At 69.0% G+C, this 14,774-nt stretch carries 14 protein-coding genes; 5 read left to right on the top strand and 9 right to left on the bottom strand.

Annotation, left to right across the window (positions count from 1 at the left end; all coding sequences use genetic code 11):
- Window positions 1-67: 67 nt before the first annotated feature.
- Together AC6LJ5_RS15165 and AC6LJ5_RS15160 are read left to right on the top strand one after the other, a co-directional pair.
- On the top strand, window positions 68-1,096 hold the full coding sequence (locus tag AC6LJ5_RS15165; RefSeq protein ID WP_498140896.1) for a CE1 family esterase: 1,029 nt from the start codon (window positions 68-70) through the stop codon (window positions 1,094-1,096).
- Between the two features lie 243 nt (window positions 1,097-1,339).
- Window positions 1,340-1,663, top strand: coding sequence for a GrlR family regulatory protein (locus tag AC6LJ5_RS15160; protein ID WP_158658453.1), 324 nt, complete (start codon window positions 1,340-1,342; stop codon window positions 1,661-1,663).
- 22 nt (window positions 1,664-1,685) lie between these two features.
- On the opposite strand, the gene AC6LJ5_RS15155 is transcribed toward AC6LJ5_RS15160, so the two are convergent.
- Both AC6LJ5_RS15155 and AC6LJ5_RS15150 read right to left on the bottom strand, forming a co-directional pair.
- On the bottom strand, window positions 1,686-3,494 hold the full coding sequence (locus tag AC6LJ5_RS15155; protein WP_498140895.1) for a YncE family protein: 1,809 nt from the start codon (window positions 3,492-3,494) through the stop codon (window positions 1,686-1,688).
- 228 nt (window positions 3,495-3,722) lie between these two features.
- Window positions 3,723-4,349, bottom strand: coding sequence for an NUDIX hydrolase (locus AC6LJ5_RS15150; RefSeq protein ID WP_103275253.1), 627 nt, complete (start codon window positions 4,347-4,349; stop codon window positions 3,723-3,725).
- A 369-nt stretch (window positions 4,350-4,718) separates the two neighbouring features.
- Between AC6LJ5_RS15150 and AC6LJ5_RS15145 the strand changes: the two genes are divergently transcribed.
- Window positions 4,719-6,029, top strand: coding sequence for a GGDEF domain-containing protein (locus tag AC6LJ5_RS15145; protein ID WP_498140894.1), 1,311 nt, complete (start codon window positions 4,719-4,721; stop codon window positions 6,027-6,029).
- A 69-nt stretch (window positions 6,030-6,098) separates the two neighbouring features.
- Window positions 6,099-6,494 carry a YbaN family protein gene (locus AC6LJ5_RS15140; protein ID WP_498140893.1) on the top strand — a complete coding sequence of 132 codons (396 nt, stop codon included), beginning with the start codon at window positions 6,099-6,101 and terminating at the stop codon, window positions 6,492-6,494.
- Between the two features lie 4 nt (window positions 6,495-6,498).
- Here AC6LJ5_RS15140 and AC6LJ5_RS15135 read toward each other — a convergent pair whose 3' ends face one another.
- The 4 genes from AC6LJ5_RS15135 to AC6LJ5_RS15120 all read right to left on the bottom strand — a co-directional run bounded on the left by AC6LJ5_RS15135 (window position 6,499) and on the right by AC6LJ5_RS15120 (window position 11,282).
- Window positions 6,499-8,280: an IlvD/Edd family dehydratase gene (locus AC6LJ5_RS15135; RefSeq protein ID WP_498140892.1), complete on the bottom strand. Its 1,782-nt coding sequence runs from the start codon at window positions 8,278-8,280 to the stop codon at window positions 6,499-6,501.
- Window positions 8,281-8,353: 73 nt separating this feature from the next.
- Window positions 8,354-9,394 (bottom strand): TRAP transporter substrate-binding protein, encoded by a 1,041-nt coding sequence (locus tag AC6LJ5_RS15130; protein ID WP_103275251.1) that lies wholly within the window; start codon window positions 9,392-9,394, stop codon window positions 8,354-8,356.
- 34 nt (window positions 9,395-9,428) lie between these two features.
- Window positions 9,429-10,709 (bottom strand): TRAP transporter large permease, encoded by a 1,281-nt coding sequence (locus AC6LJ5_RS15125; RefSeq protein ID WP_392409943.1) that lies wholly within the window; start codon window positions 10,707-10,709, stop codon window positions 9,429-9,431.
- A gap of 30 nt (window positions 10,710-10,739) precedes the next feature.
- A complete protein-coding gene (locus AC6LJ5_RS15120) occupies window positions 10,740-11,282 on the bottom strand; it encodes a TRAP transporter small permease (protein WP_498140891.1) in 543 nt (180 codons plus the stop codon).
- Between the two features lie 155 nt (window positions 11,283-11,437).
- Between AC6LJ5_RS15120 and gntR the strand changes: the two genes are divergently transcribed.
- Window positions 11,438-12,463, top strand: coding sequence for an HTH-type transcriptional regulator GntR (gene gntR, locus AC6LJ5_RS15115; RefSeq protein ID WP_392409941.1), 1,026 nt, complete (start codon window positions 11,438-11,440; stop codon window positions 12,461-12,463).
- Window positions 12,464-12,499: 36 nt separating this feature from the next.
- Here gntR and AC6LJ5_RS15110 read toward each other — a convergent pair whose 3' ends face one another.
- The 3 genes from AC6LJ5_RS15110 to AC6LJ5_RS15100 are packed head-to-tail and all read right to left on the bottom strand — an operon-like array spanning window position 12,500 to window position 14,773.
- Window positions 12,500-13,399, bottom strand: coding sequence for a DMT family transporter (locus AC6LJ5_RS15110; protein WP_498140890.1), 900 nt, complete (start codon window positions 13,397-13,399; stop codon window positions 12,500-12,502).
- An 8-nt stretch (window positions 13,400-13,407) separates the two neighbouring features.
- Window positions 13,408-14,466, bottom strand: a complete 1,059-nt coding sequence (locus tag AC6LJ5_RS15105) for a histone deacetylase family protein (RefSeq protein WP_103275247.1) — start codon at window positions 14,464-14,466, stop codon at window positions 13,408-13,410.
- A 10-nt stretch (window positions 14,467-14,476) separates the two neighbouring features.
- Window positions 14,477-14,773, bottom strand: coding sequence for a cupin domain-containing protein (locus AC6LJ5_RS15100; protein ID WP_498140889.1), 297 nt, complete (start codon window positions 14,771-14,773; stop codon window positions 14,477-14,479).
- Window position 14,774: the final 1 nt, after the last annotated feature.

Raw genomic sequence — 14,774 nt, 5'->3', positions numbered from 1 at the left:
GGTTGTCTTGATCCGGCCCTCGCCGGGAGCCGCTTGCCTGGACCCCGCGCATCGGACCACCCGGGTCTTGTCAAAGGCCTGTCGCCAGGCGACTATCCGCATCCGCCCAACCGTCGTTCGGAAGAGCCTCATGTCCCGCTTGCGCCCCGTTCCCAGGTACATATACGCCCTCGCATTCGCCGCACTACTGCTGACGAGCGCCACGCATGGCGCATCCGGCGATCCCGCGCCATTGGCCGTGGACATGGATGGCGCTTCCCGTCCGATTCTGCTCGCGGGCGAGACGGCCGCAGACCATGCGCGCCCGCTGATCCTGGCCCTGCACGGCGGCGGATCCAACGCGAGCGCCTTCGCCGCCGAAACCGGCCTTGCGGTGGCGGCGGCCGAGCGGGGCTTCGTGGTGGCTTTCCTTGAAGGCTCCGGCACGACGCCCGGCGCGCGGACCTTCAATTCAGGCGCGTGTTGCGGCTATGCCCAGGCCCGCCAGATAGATGACGTGGCTTACGCGCGCAGCGTCGTGGCCATGCTCGTGGCGCAAGGGCGGGTGGATCCGGCCCGGGTTTACGCGGTCGGATTCTCGAATGGCGGCATGATGGCCTACCGGCTGGCGGCGCAGGCGCCCGAGCTGGTGGCGGGCGTCGCGGTGGTGTCTGGCACGCTGGACATCGATCCCGCGCTGGCGCGTGTCGCCAAGCCGGTCCTGCACATTCACGGGACCGCCGATCCTTATGTTCCCTACGCCGGCGGCGTGGGCGCCAAGGCGACGACGGCCAAGCCGCGCCTGGCTGTCGAGAGCGCGGTGGAAACCTGGGCACGGCTGGGGTGCGCAACGGCGCCGCGTCCCGCCTTGCGCCGCACGGCAAGCCTGCCCGATGCGGCGGGCGACGGCACGCGCGTCGAGCGTCGCGAATACGGCTGCGCGGGCGCTCCGCCGGCCGTGCTGTATGTCATCGACGGCGGCGGCCATGCCTGGCCCTCGGGGCGCCGGCCGGCCGATCCCGAAAGCGGCACGCGCTCGCGCAACCTGGATGCCACGGCGGCGGTCGTTGCCTTTTTCAGTGCGCTCGCCGCGCCGGCATCGGGCGGCTCCCGCTGAGGCGCGTCCGGTGCTTGGCGGTAAATGGGGTCGCAGGCTCTGCTTCCGTACTTTCTTTCGTACCCGCATCCGCATTGCGGTCGTGTGCGCGCCCCGTCGCTTAGCTTCGCGTAAGGTTTCGCTGCTACCGTGATTCCAGCGCCGTTGTCTTGCGTGAGACGGCGCCCATTGTCCTCACCCGTTTGCAAGAGTGTTGCAATGCCGAGCCGTATTGTCGAACGCAACCACCACGGGAGATGCGCCATGATCGATGGACTCTGGCTGCTTCAATGGAGCATAGAAGGCACGGAACGCAGTGGCGTCATCGTGGTGAACGAGGGCCGGGCGTTGGGCGGCAACGCCGGCTTCATCTGTACGGGCATGCTGAGCGCGACCGGCGAGAATGTCATCGGCCAGCTGCACATCCGACAGGTCAACCAGGCGCTGCCGCCGATCCTGCCCGGGCTGACCGATTACCGGCTGAGGATCGTCGGCATGCTGCACGGCGACCGCATCGACATCGCGGGCGACATTCCGGATCGTCCGGAATTGACCGTGCGGATCCGCGCGACCCGGCACGCCGTGTAGCGCCGGGCCGCGCCGATATCGCTCACTTGCACTCCATCGAATATCCGCAACGTAGCTGGTCCGGAGTGTTCCTGCCTTCGGCGCCGTCGATCAGGCCGGCGGGCACGTCCCAGGCGGTGAGTTCGCTGGGCGGGCCGTTACCCTGGGCGCGGGCATAGATCCACAACTTGTCGCCTTTCCATGAGAACGCCATGGCGCTGACGCTATGGCTGTCGGATACGCGCAGGTTGAGCGCGATCTCTCCGCTTTTCATGTCGATCACCGTCACCGCCGACTCACCGCCGCTGATCGCCAGCAGGCGGCCGTGCGCGCTGCGCGCCACGCTGGACGTGTAGTTCGCGGCGGGCGTGGCCAGATCGAAGCGGGGCAGGCCGCTGGCCGGATCGATGATGCGGAATATCTGGGCGCCTTCGGTATCGGTCGCGGGCGCCAGCGCCCAGCCGCCCGCATGGCTGCCGAAGAAGAGCTTGCCGGTCGAGGTCTTGATGCTGCGGCTGACGCGGGCCGTGTCCGGGTCGATGCCGTAGCCGTCGCGATCGGCGGCCCAGAACAGGCCATCGCCGAAATGGATGGCCGGGCTATGGATCCAGGGCAGGGCGTGTTCCACCGCGTCGCTGGCGGCGCTGCGCGGCTTCGCGTCCCAGGTGTGCTGGCTCCAGCGGCCTTGCGGCGTCAGCGCGTATAGCTGGTCGTCCAGGCGCAGGGCGACGCCGCCGCCGGCGCGTATGGTCCAGTTGCTGACGCGCCAGGTTTGCATGCCGGGGGCGGGCGCGTAGGCTACCGGCTTGCCGCCAGGCCGCCAGGCCTGAAGCCGGGGCGTGCCGTCCTCGCCGGTGGACAGGCTCCAGACCTGACCGTCCGGAGCGATTTTCAGGCCGCGCGCGCCGTTCAATCCGCTGACGGCCTGCCGTTGCACGCTACCGCCTTGCGGCGTATAGCGGTGCGCGGCGGGGCCCGAGGCCAGCAGGCTGCCGTCCGGCAGCGCCAGCAGGCGCCAGTCGTCGTTGTCGTAGCGGCGCAGATCGGCTTCGTCGGCGGGCAAGGCGATGCCGGGCAGGTGGGTTGGCGGCAGCGCCGAAGCCTGCACCTTCATCGGAGCAGGCTGGGGCCGGCCGCGCGCGTAGGCATCGAAGTAGGCCTGCATGACGTGGCCGGCGCTGGCCGGGGCCAGGGCCTGCATGCGCGAGGCGAGGCCGTCCAGATAGCTCTCCAGCGCCGGATCCAGGTGTTCGGCGGCGCGGGTGTTGCGCTCGATGTGCGGATCCGGGAAGCAGGTCACGCCGACCATGCAGCTCATCAACTTGAACTGCCGCGTGACGGTGGCGGCGGTGCCGCCGTACCAGACCAGGGTCAGCGGCGGCGTGTCCACCAGCGACGAGAGGTCCATGACCGTGCCGTAGTCGATCTGCTGCGCGCGCGATTTACCCTGCGTGCGCTGGAACGACCAGCGCGCGATGGGTTGTGCCACGAACGGGACGGACTTGAGCGTGTCGTCGGCGTAGTCCTGTTGCGATGCAATCGCGTCGCGGAAGGCGGTGTTCTCCTCGCGCGTGATCGCGCCGGTCTTGAGCGCCTGGTCCAGCACGGACGCCGCCTGCGCGCCGGCCTGGGCGGCCAGGGCCTGGCGCAGCGCCGGGAGATGGCGGGCGCCGACCTGCACCCAGTAGAACTCCATGCCCGACAGGGGCGCGGTGTCGTCGCGCGGCTGGAATCCGCGCAGCCCGGCCGTGGCGGCGAAGCCCTGTTCGATATCGCGCTTGACCGTGGCGTAGGGTTGCGGGATCAGGTAGTAGCGGCCGTGGACGTAGGCGGCGCCGGGTTCGGGCTGCATCAATATCCGGGCATCGTTGGCGTCAGCGGCGGCTGCCGCTGACGCTGCCGCCAGCATCAACGCCACGCCGGCCGCGCGGGCGGCCCAGGCGCTGGAGGCGCGGACCTTTGGGCCGCGCGGGCGCATCCATGAGGACTGCACTGTGGAGCTCCGAAGAAGAAGGGGGCCGACAGGGGAAAGCGTCTTGCGGCGCGATCCGGACGGCGCGCGCATTGTCGCATGTCGGTCTTAGTCGAACGCCGCCGCTCTTGCTTCGTCGGCCCGGAACGCGAATGCCGCCTGGATATCGCTTTCCACCACCCGGCCCCGCGACAGCGGCGGCAGCCGGTCGGGCGCGAAGAAGTCGGCGTCCATCGTTTCCAGGCCCGGCGTCGGCGTGCGCTCATCGCCGTCGCGCGCGCACAGGAAGAACAGCTTGTAGAAATCCCGCACGTCGGGCTCGTATTCGCGCTTGGCCTTGTGGCGCACGCTGTACAGGCGCGTGGCGGACACGGCGATGCCCGCTTCTTCGCGGATTTCCTTGATCACGTTCTCGGCTGGCGACAGGCCGACGTCGGCATAGCCGCCCGGCAGCGTCCAGCAGCCGTCGCTTTTCTCGCGCACCAGCAGGATCCGGTCATGCTCGATGAGCGCGCCGCGTACGTCCACCTTCGGCGTGGCGTAGCCCTGGGCGAAATCGGAGACCAGCTCCAGGATGCGGGCCGGCGGCACGCCGCCCAGCTCGGCGAGCATGCGATGGGCGATGTCGGCGATCTCCTGGTAGCGTTCACGGTCGTATTCGTCGCGGCAGAAGTGCAGGCCCGTGGAGGCGATTGCCTGCAAGCGCTTGGCCTGGGTCAGCCATGTGTTGTCCATTTGCGGAACTCCTGGAATCGGATCGGGACAGGCTTCAGTTATAGCGCGTCACCGGAAGGCTTTGATTGTGGAGGGCGAGGAGGCGCATTTTCCGGAAAACAGGAAAACCCCGTTTCAAAATCACGGCCTTGACGATTCTTGGCATTATCGGCCTGGCATTGCTCCTATACTGGCGCAGCTTCAGGCCGCCATTCCGGTGTTATTCGAATCGCGCGGCCGCACGACAGGCCTTGCGGTTCCGCTGATGGCCTTACCCCTTATCCCCGGTTTGACTTCGAGACCATGCGCCCCCCTTCCTTGAATGAAGGCGTTAATCCCTTGGCGCCGCCTGCCGACGCCGCCGGTATATTGCTTGCGGTAAACCGATTATTGGCCGACGCCCCCGAGCAGGGCTTCTTCCATTATCTGGTCGATCAGGCCCGCGCCGCGCTTGGGGCGGATATCGCGTGGGTGCTGCTGACGCGCGATGGCGAGTCCGAGCTGATCGTCGCGGAGCGCTCCGACGCGCCCTTGCGCCAGGCTGCCCAGGCGATGCACGTGGCCTTGGCGGCGGGCGGGGATGCCTTCCGGGTAGATGAAGGCGGTGGCACGCTGCCGGACGCGCCCTGGTTCGTCCGCGAAGGCGCGCGGGCCTGCGCGGCCAGGGCCTTGCGCGATCCGGACGGCGCGTTGCGCGGGCATGTGGCATTGGTTTTCCGGCGGGCGGTGCCCGCTGCCGCCGCGTATGGCGATGCCCTGGGCATCCTGGCGTCCTATGCGCGGCGCAGCGTGCTCGGCTATCGCGAACTGCGCCGTCGCGCCGACTATTGGCGCGGGCTGGTGACGCAGTATGAGGCGCTGTTCCACAGCGCGCCGGTGCTGATCAACGCCTTCGACTCGGACGGCCGCTGCACCTTGTGGAACGAGGAGTGCGAACGCCGCTTCGGCTGGTCGATCGCCGAGATCAACCGCCAGGACGATCCGCTGGCGCTGTTCTATCCCGATCCATCGGACCGGGCGCGGGTGCGCGAAAGCGTGGACAGCGCGCCGTGCCGCGCGTTCCGCGAGTGGCACCCGCTGACGCGCGCGGGTGAGCGGCTGACCGTGATGTGGTCGAACGTCAGCCTGCCCGACGGCCGCATCATCAACATCGGACTGGATGCCACCGAAAGCCGGCGGGCGCAGGCCGCGATCGCCAGGATGGCGACGGTGGACAGCCTGACCGGCTGCTGGAACCGGGCCGAGATCCTGCGGCGCATGAGCCTGAAGCTGAACGCCGCGCGCCTGGATCCGGGAGCGGCCTTCACCGCGCTGATGTTGGACCTGGATTTCTTCAAGCAGGTCAACGACCGCTACGGGCACCTGGCCGGCGACGCCGCATTGCGGCACTTCTGCGACCAGCTGCGCGCCTGCGTGCGCGGCGGCGACGCCATCGGACGGCTGGGTGGCGAGGAGTTCCTGGTGCTGTTGGACGGCGATGATCCCGGCACCGCGCTGGCGGTCTGCGACCGGCTGCGCGAAGCCCTGCGCAACCACGCGCTGGAATTCGGCGACGATCCCCTGATACTGTCGGCCAGCGGCGGCATCGCGCGTTTCGTGCCTGGCGACACAGGCACCTCGGACGTGATCCGGCGCGCCGACCTGGCGCTGTACCGGGCCAAGCGCGAGGGCCGAGATCGCGCGGTGGTGTACGACGGCTGAACGCGGCGCAACGGGCCGGCCGGGCCGCGCCATCGGCCGCATCGCTTTTGCGATATCCTGCTGTCCATCATGATGAGAGCGATCTGGCTGGTTCTGGGCTGCGTGATGGTGGCGCTGGGCGTCATCGGCGCATTCCTGCCGGTGATGCCGACCACGATTTTCCTGATCCTGGCGGTGGGCTGCTTTTCTCGCTCGTCTCCCAGGCTGGAAAAATGGCTGCTGGACAGCCCCACCTACGGCCCTTCGCTGCGCGCCTGGCGCGAGCAGGGCGCGGTGTCGCGCAAGGGCAAGACCTACGCCACGCTGGGCATGGCGGTCGGCTACGCGCTGTTCTGGTGGGGGGCGCATCCGTCCTGGGTGCTGGCTCTGGGCGTGGGCCTGTTCTTCATCGCCAGCGCGGCCTACGTGTTGTCGCGCCCCAGTCCGCGCGCGCAGGCGCCATCCGGCGGACCAGACGACGCCTGAACGCTTAATGCGAATGTCGGGGATCGCCGCGCGTTTCCACCACCTTCAGGTACAGCGTCGCCGGCTCCAGGCAGCCGCCGGTGGATAGCTGGCCGACCATCTTCCGATAGATCTCCTGCCAAGGCGTCTGCGCGGGCGGCGGCTGCATGGCCGGCTCGGCGCGACGCTTCTCCAGCTCGGCCTCGTCGACCAGGGCCGTGACCGAGCGCTGGTTCAGGTCGACGCGGATGCGGTCGCCGGTGCGCAGCAGCGCCAGCCCGCCGCCCACGGCGGCTTCCGGCGACATGTTCAGGATCGAGGGGCTGGCCGAGGTGCCGCTCTGGCGGCCGTCGCCCAGGCAGGGCAGCGAGTCGATGCCGCGCTTGATCAGGTGCGAGGGCGGGGCCATGTTGACCACCTCGGCGCTGCCGGGATAGCCCACCGTGCCGGCGCCCCGGATCACCAGGATGCAATGCTCGTCGATGTTCAGCGCCGGATCCTCGATGCGCGCGTGATAGTCCTCGGGGCCGTCGAACACGATGGCGCGCGCCTCGAAGGCGTTCTCGTCGCCGGGCTCGGACAGGTAGGCGCGGCGGAAGGCCTCGCCCACCACCGACATCTTGATGACCGCGCTGTCGAAGAAATTGCCCGACAGCACGATGAAGCCGGCGCGGTGCTTGAGCGGCTGCGCGCAGCTGCGGATGACGTCGGGATCGCGGGTCTTGGCGGCGGCGGCGATCTCGCCGATGGTCTGGCCCGACACGGTCAGGCAGCCGTCGTGCAGCCGGCCGGCGGCCTGCAATTCATGCAGCACGGCGGGCACGCCGCCGGCGCGGTGAAAGCCCTCGCCCAGGTGCTCGCCGGCGGGCACGCAGTTGGCCAGCAGCGGCACGTCTTCGCCCAGCCGTTGCCAGTCGTCCAGGCTCAGGTCGATGCCGGCGTGGCGCGCCATGGCGATCAGGTGCGGCGGACAGTTGCTGGACGCGCCCAGCGCCGAGGCCACCACGATGGCGTTCTCGAAGGCTTCGCGGGTCAGGATGCGCGACGGCCGCATATCCTCGCGCACCATGTCGCAGATGCGTTTACCGGTGGCGTAGGCCATCTGGCCGCGCTCGCGGTAGGGCGCGGGGATGCTGGCGCAGGTCGGCAGCGACATGCCCAGCGCCTCGGCCAGCGAGTTCATCGACAGCGCCGTGCCCATGGTGTTGCAGTGGCCGACGGACGGCGAGGACGCGGTCGCCAGCGTCATGAAGCCTTCGTAGTCGAGCTTGCCCGCCGCCATCAGGTTGCGCGCGTGCCAGATCACCGTGCCCGAGCCCACGCGCTGGCCGTCGTGCCAGCCGTCCAGCATGGGTCCGCCGGACAGCACGATCGCGGGAATGTCCACGGTGGCCGCGGCCATCAGGCAGGCGGGGGTGGTCTTGTCGCAGCCGGTGGTCAACACCACGCCGTCCAGCGGATAGCCGTGCAGGATTTCCACCAGTCCCAGGTAGGCCAGGTTGCGGTCCAGCGCGGCGGTGGGGCGGCGGCCCTGTTCAGCCAGAGGATGGACCGGGAACTCCATCGGGATGCCGCCCGCGTCGCGGATGCCGGCCTTGACGCGCTCGGCCAGCGCCAGATGGTGGCGATTGCAGGGCGCGAGGTCGCTGCCGGTCTGGGCGATGCCGATGATGGGCCGGCCCGATTGCAGCTCCTCGCGCGTCAGGCCGTAGTTGAGGTAGCGCTCGACGTAGATCGCCGTCATGTCGGCGTGGGAGGGGTCGTCGAACCATTTCTGGCTGCGCAGTCTGCGGGGTGTCTGGGACATGGGAATCTCGCGTGCTTCGTTGCTTGCTTCGGGGGAGCCGAGCCCCAGGGGACAATGCCCCGGGACGACGGGCTCAGTTGCGGGCCTTCTGTATTTCCTCGTTCAATTGCTTGATCAGCTCGGGGCCGAGTTCCTGCGTGTACTTGTCGACCACCGGCTGCACCTTCTGGCGCATGCGCGCCACTTCATCGGCCGACACGGTGTTGATCTTCATGCCGTGCTGCTCCAGCGTGCCCATGGCCTTGAGCGAGTCGGCGCGGCTGTCCTGGCGCTCGAAGTCGCGCGACGATGCGGCGGCCTGGCGGATCAGCTGCTGCTCGTCGGCCGACAGCTTGTCCCACCATTTCTTCGAGGCCAGCACCACCCAGGGCGTATAGACGTGGCGCGTGATGGTCAGGTAGGGCTGCACTTCATAGAACTTGCTGCTCTGGATCGTGGTGATGGGGTTTTCCTGGCCGTCCACCGTGCGCGTTTCCAACGCCGTGAACAGTTCGGAGAAGGGCATGGGCACGGCGTTGGCGCCCAGCGTGTTGAACACGCCCAGCGCGATCTGGTTCTGCATGACGCGCAGCTTGATGCCTTGCAGGTCCTCGGCGCGGGCGATGGGGCGCTTGGAGTTGGTCATGTTGCGAAAGCCGTTCTCCCAATAGACCAGGCCCACCAGCCCCTTGGCCTCCAGCTTCTTGAGCAGGTCCTGGCCCAGCGGGCCGTCCAGCACCGCGTCGGCTTCCTTCTCGCTGTTGAACAGGAACGGCAGGTCGAACACGCCGAATTCCTTGACCATGCCGGCCAGCGGCGCGGTCGAGCCCACCATCATTTCCTGGGCGCCGCCGGCCAGCGCGCCCTGCATCTGTTCGTCCGAGCCCAGGTTGGCCGAGCCGAAGGTCTTCATCTTCAGCTTGCCGCCGCTGATCTTCTCCAGTTCCTGCGCCAGGTGGCGCGCGGCGCGGCCCTGCACGCTTTCCTCGTTCAGGCCGTAGCCGAAGCGGATCAGGCGCGGCTTGACGTCGGCCGCCGAGGCGGCGCCGGCCACGGCGCAGGACAGGGCGGCGGCCAGGACCAGGATGCGGGTCTTGAGCGGGGTCTTGATCGGGGTATGGAACAGCTTGAACATGTCTTTCCTCCTTGGCTTTTCTCTTATGGGCGCCTTAGTGCATCCAGCGCGCGGGGACGGTGATCAGTTCGGGGAAGATCACCAGCAGGACCAGCAGCAGCGTGTAGGCGACCACGTAGCGCCACACGCCCCTGCAGATGGTTTCCATATTGATGCGGGCCACGCCGCAGACCACGTTCAGCACGGTGCCCACCGGCGGCGTGAGCAGGCCCACGCAGCCCACCATGACGAACATCACGCCGAAATAGACCGGGTCGATGCCGGCCTTGGTGATGACCGGCATCAGCACCGGCGCCAGGATCAGGATGGTGGGCGTCAGGTCCATCACCGTGCCGACCAGCGTCAGCAGCACCAGCAGCGCGAACATCAGCAGCCTGGGCTGGTCCAGCACCGGATCGAGCAGCGCGATCAGGTCTTGCGGCATGTCGGCCAGCGTGATCATGTAGGACGACACCATGGCCGCCGCCACCAGGAACATCACCACCGCGGTGGTGCGCGCGGCGTTGACGAACAGCGGCATCAGGTCGCGCGCCTTGATCTCGCGGTAGACGAACAGGCTGACCAGCAGCGCGTACACCGCCGCCACTACGGCCGCCTCGGTCGGCGTGAAGATGCCGCCGCGCAGTCCGCCGATGATGATGACGGGCAGCATCAGCGCCCAGCCCGCCTCGCGCAGCGCCCGCAGCCGCGCGCCCCAGGGCTGGCGCGGCGAGGGCTTGATGGCGCCGTGCTTGCGCGCCACCCAGGTCCATACCGCCACCAGCGTCAGGCCCATCATCAGGCCCGGGGCGATGCCGGCGAAAAAGAGCTTGGTGATCGATACATTGGTGGCGACGCCGAAGATGATGAAGGAGATCGACGGCGGAATGATGGGCGCGATGATGCCGCCGGCGGCGATCAGGCCGGAGGCCTGGCCGGCGTCGTAGCCTTTTTCGCGCAGCATGGGGATCAGCAGCGAGCCGAGCGCGGCGGCGTCGGCCACCGCCGAGCCGGACAGCGCCGCCAGCAGCACGCTGGCGAAGATGGCCACATAGCCCAGGCCGCCCTGGATGTGGCCGACGAACATGCTGGCCAGGTTGACGATGCGGCGCGAGATGCCGCCGGCATTCATCAGCTCGCCGGCCAGCATGAACAGCGGCACGGCCATCAGCGTGAAGCTGTTGGCGCCTGACAGCATGTTCTGCGACAGGATCTGGGTATCGAAGAAATCCAGCTGGAACATCATGGCGATCGCGCTGAGCAGCAGCGCGAAAGCGATGGGCATGCCCAGGGCGATCAGCCCCAGCAGCACGATCAGGAAGACGGTCAGGATCATCTTTCGGGTCCGGGCGGTGTGGGGAGGGGATCAGTCCAGCGGATTCTCGGCGCTGGATTCGGCCGGCAGGGGGCCGCCCGCCAGGACGCGGACCAGGTCCGCCAGCGTCAGCAGGCCCATGGCCGCCGCCGCATACAGCGCCGCGGCGTTGAACACCGCCAGCGGCAGGCCGGTGACCGGCAGGCGCGTGTCCAGGCCGATCAGGGTCTGGGTCCAGCTGCCTTCGGCCATCAGCCACAGCACCCACAGCGTCAGCAGCTGGCACAGCACGTGCGTGACGCGCCGCGCGGCCGGGCCGAAACGCTCGACCAGCATGGTCACGCCGATGTGCTGGTGTTCGCGCAGCGCCAGCACCGAACCCAGGAAGATCATCCAGACGAAGGCCAGCCGCGACAGTTCGTCGGACACGTTGATGCCGGAATTGAACAGGTAGCGCAGCGCGACGTTGCCGAACAGCAGCACGACCATGACCGCCAGACAGGCGACCATGAGCAGTGTTTGCAGACGGGCACAGCAGTCGGCGGCGCGGGCCAGCGCCGACGCGCCGGGCCGCCCGGGCGGGGAAGCTCGCATGGGGGTGTCTCCTTGTTTTTTCCGTCCGGCATCGGGTTCCGGCGGGTATTTGTGTTTCGGATGTTAGCGCTAACATTTTCCGTTTGGCAAGCCCCGCGCTTTCGTTCAGACTACGCGCTTCCGTCCGCCGTCCCGGTATGTCCAGGCCCAGGCCCATGTCGATCCGCAAACCCCGAAGCACCCGCGCCGGCCGCGTCACCATGCAGGAAGTGGCGCGGCGCGCGGGCGTGAGCGCCATCACCGTGTCGCGCGCGCTGCGCACGCCGGACAAGGTGGCCGAGCCCGTGCGCCTGCGCATCGCGCAGGTCTGCCAGGAGCTGGGCTATGTGCCCAACCACGCGGCCAGCGCGCTGGCCTCGGCCCGCTCGCAGACGGTGGTGGTGCTGATCCCGTCGCTGAGCAACGTGGTGTTCGTGGACATCCTCAGCGGCATCAAGGAGGCGCTGGACGCCCAGGGCTATCTCATGCTGATCGGCGTCACCGGCTATTCGCCCGAGGCCGAGGAAAACCTGCTGCGCACCTATCTGCGGCACGCGCCCGACGGCCTGATCCTGACCGGCATCGACCACACGCCCGGCGTCTGGGACCTGTTGCGCGCCCGGCAGATTCCCACCGTCCACACCATCGAGACGCTGGACGACGGCGCGGACATGAGCGTGGGCTTCTCGCAATTCGAATCCGGCTACGCGGCCGGGCGGCATCTGCTGGATTGCGGCTACCGGCGCATCGCCATCGTGGGCGCGCAGCTCGATCCACGCTCGCTGCGCCGCTGCGAGGGTTGCCGCCAATCGCTGCGCGACGCCGGCGCCTACGATCCGGCGTTGGAGATCATGACGCCGGAGAAATCCTCGATCGGCCTGGGGGCGGCGCTGATGGACCGGGTGCACCGCGAGCATCCGGATTGCGACGCCGTGTTCTTCGTCAACGACGACCTGGCCCAGGGCGCGGTGTTCCAGTGCGCGCGGCTGGGGCTGGCCGTGCCGGGCCGGATCGGGCTGGTGGGCTTTCACGATCTGGCCGGTTCGGCCTGGACCACGCCGCCGCTGTCCACCATCGCCACGCCGCGCTACGAGATCGGGCTGGCCGCCGCCGGCCTGCTGATGCGCCACCTGGCCGGCGAGGCCATCGAGCGGCGTCACGTGGACCTGGGGTTCGAGCTGGTGCGCCGGCAGACGACCTGAACCGCCGGCGGCCAGGCGCTGAATGGCGCGTCGCCGTCAGCGCCGCAGCGCCAGGAACATGCCCGCCGCCATGATCAGCAGCATGCCCGCCATGGCCAGGCTGTCGGGCGGACGCTGCAGCCAGAAGGTGCTGAAGATCACCGCCAGCAGCAGCTGGAAGTAGTTCAGCGGCGCCAGCGTGGCCGCCGGCACGCGCTGGAAGGCGGAGATCAGCAGGATCTGCGCCAGCCCGCTGCACAGGCCCAGGCCCACGATCAGCGCCAGGTCCGGCGCCGCCGGCCAGGGATCGGGCAGGAAGAACGGCGCGGGCAGCGCGGTCGCGATCAGGCAGATGAGGGCGGTGTAGGCATACTGCACCGGCCCCGGCACCGGGCCGGCGAGCTTGCGCGTCAGCACCTGGAACACCGCGTAGCTCACCGCCGACACCGCCATCAGCAGTGTGCCCAGCCAGGGCAGGTCGGCGCCGGGCCGCACGATCAGCAGCATGCCGGCGAAGCCGACGGCGACGGCGGCCCATTGCGCCGCGCGCACCCGCTCGCCCAGCAGCCAGGGCGACAGCGCCACCATGATCAGCGGCGACGTGAAATAGATGGCGGTGGCTTCGGACAGCGGCATCCAGATCAGCGCCGTCATGAAGCAGGTGCCGACGGTGGCCAGCATCAGGCCGCGCAGCACCAGCAGCCCCTTGTGTGGCGCGTCGCGCAGGCGCGGCCGTCCCGCGCGCCACAGCAGGAACAGCGCCAGTGCCGCCACGGCGACGTAGCGCACCACGTTCAGGAAGGGCGCAGGATAGTGTTCCAGCAGCCGCTTGGCGCCGGCGTCGAAGGTGGCGAAGGCGACCAGCGCGGCGAAGAACAGCAGCACGCCGGCGCGCCGCGAGGCGGCCGCGCCGGCGGCCGGCGAGGACAGGGCCTCGGAGCGGGCGGGAGGAGGCATCGCGGCGTTCAGCTCCGGCCCAGGCCTTGCAGGAAGGCGTCCAGCGCCGGCCCGATGGCCTCGACCATGTAGCCGCCTTCCTGCACCACCACGGTGGGCAGTCCCAGGGCGCCGATGCGCGCGCCGATGTCGCGGTACGCATCGATGTCCAGGCGCAGCACGCTGATGGGATCGTCCTTGTAGGTGTCGAAGCCCAGCGCCAGCACCAGGGCCTGGGGCGCGTGGCCGGCCAGCGCCGCCAGCGCCGTGTCCAGCGCGCGCAGGAAGGGATCGTTGCCGGATCCGTGTGGCAGCGGCAGGTTCAGGTTGAATCCTTCGCCTTCGCCATGGCCGCGTTCATGGGCATAGCCGCTGTAGAACGGGTAGTAGCCGGCCGGGTCGGCGTGCAGCGACGCCGTCATGACGTCGGCGCGGCGGTAGAAGATCTGCTGCGTGCCGTCGCCATGGTGCGCGTCCACGTCCAGCACCGCCACGCGGGCATGCGTGCGCCGCAGCCGGGCTGCGGCGGCCGCGCTGCTGTTCAGGTAGCAGAAGCCGCCGGCGCGGTCGCGGTGGGCGTGATGGCCGGACGGGCGGCACAGCGCATAGGCCGCGCCGCCGTGCGCCGCGACGTGGTCGGCCGCCGCGACCGCGCTGTGCGTGGAGCGCAGCGCCGAGCGCCAGGTGTGCGGGCCGATGGGGCAGGACAGGTCGCTCAGGTAATAGCCGGTCTGGGCGACGATGGACGGCGAGGGGCAGGGCGGCCGGCCGTCCGCCTCGACGCGGCCGTTCAGGTAGGGCGACAGGTTGGGCAGCACTTCCGGGCCGGGATCCACGCCGGGCCCCTTCAAGGCCTGCCAGCGGGCGTAGGCGTGTTCCAGATAGTCCAGATAATCGGCGCTGTGCACCGCCAGCAAGGGTTCACGGCCGAAATCGGGCGGCGCCTGCACCGCGATGCCTCGGGCCGCCAGCGCGGCCTGCAGGCTGCCGGCGCGCGATGGCAGATCGGTGGGCGCGCTGATGCGGCCCAGCCGCATGAACTGGCGCGGCTCGTGCAGCAGTTGTTCGTCGGAGAAAAAGGCTTGCATGGGGTTCCCGTCAGTGCGATGCCTGTTTGATCTCGACCTCGACGAATACGAACTCGGCTTCGCCCGGGTTGATCACATTGTGTTCCACGCCAATCGAGCGATAGTACGACACGCCGGCGGTCAGCTGGCTGGTGACCGGGCCGTCGGGCGTTTCCAGCAGCAGCGGTCCGGTGGTCTGCGGCACCACCACGTAATTCATGCCGTGGCGGTGCCAGCCGGTCTCGCCGCCCGGCGGGAAGCGCCATTCGGTGACGGTGACGAATTCGTTGTCGATCTGCACGGTGGGAACGGCCTGGGGGCGTTGCATG

Source organism: Achromobacter sp. 1011791174 (genome assembly GCF_059760925.1).
The sequence above is the reverse complement of the archived record's forward strand: the minus strand, read 5'-3'. Positions and strand labels throughout refer to the sequence as shown.

Coding starts and splice junctions, on each gene's coding strand:
- AC6LJ5_RS15150 (WP_103275253.1), bottom strand. CDS start 4,349: ATGGACAACACATGGCTGACCCAGGCCAAGCGCTTGCAGGCAATCGCC.
- AC6LJ5_RS15155 (WP_498140895.1), bottom strand. CDS start 3,494: ATGCAGCCCGAACCCGGCGCCGCCTACGTCCACGGCCGCTACTACCTG.
- AC6LJ5_RS15160 (WP_158658453.1), top strand. CDS start 1,340: ATGATCGATGGACTCTGGCTGCTTCAATGGAGCATAGAAGGCACGGAA.
- AC6LJ5_RS15125 (WP_392409943.1), bottom strand. CDS start 10,709: ATGATCCTGACCGTCTTCCTGATCGTGCTGCTGGGGCTGATCGCCCTG.
- AC6LJ5_RS15135 (WP_498140892.1), bottom strand. CDS start 8,280: ATGTCCCAGACACCCCGCAGACTGCGCAGCCAGAAATGGTTCGACGAC.
- AC6LJ5_RS15100 (WP_498140889.1), bottom strand. CDS start 14,773: ATGCAACGCCCCCAGGCCGTTCCCACCGTGCAGATCGACAACGAATTC.
- AC6LJ5_RS15130 (WP_103275251.1), bottom strand. CDS start 9,394: ATGTTCAAGCTGTTCCATACCCCGATCAAGACCCCGCTCAAGACCCGC.
- AC6LJ5_RS15105 (WP_103275247.1), bottom strand. CDS start 14,466: ATGCAAGCCTTTTTCTCCGACGAACAACTGCTGCACGAGCCGCGCCAG.
- AC6LJ5_RS15140 (WP_498140893.1), top strand. CDS start 6,099: ATGATGAGAGCGATCTGGCTGGTTCTGGGCTGCGTGATGGTGGCGCTG.
- AC6LJ5_RS15110 (WP_498140890.1), bottom strand. CDS start 13,399: ATGCCTCCTCCCGCCCGCTCCGAGGCCCTGTCCTCGCCGGCCGCCGGC.
- AC6LJ5_RS15120 (WP_498140891.1), bottom strand. CDS start 11,282: ATGCGAGCTTCCCCGCCCGGGCGGCCCGGCGCGTCGGCGCTGGCCCGC.
- gntR (WP_392409941.1), top strand. CDS start 11,438: ATGTCGATCCGCAAACCCCGAAGCACCCGCGCCGGCCGCGTCACCATG.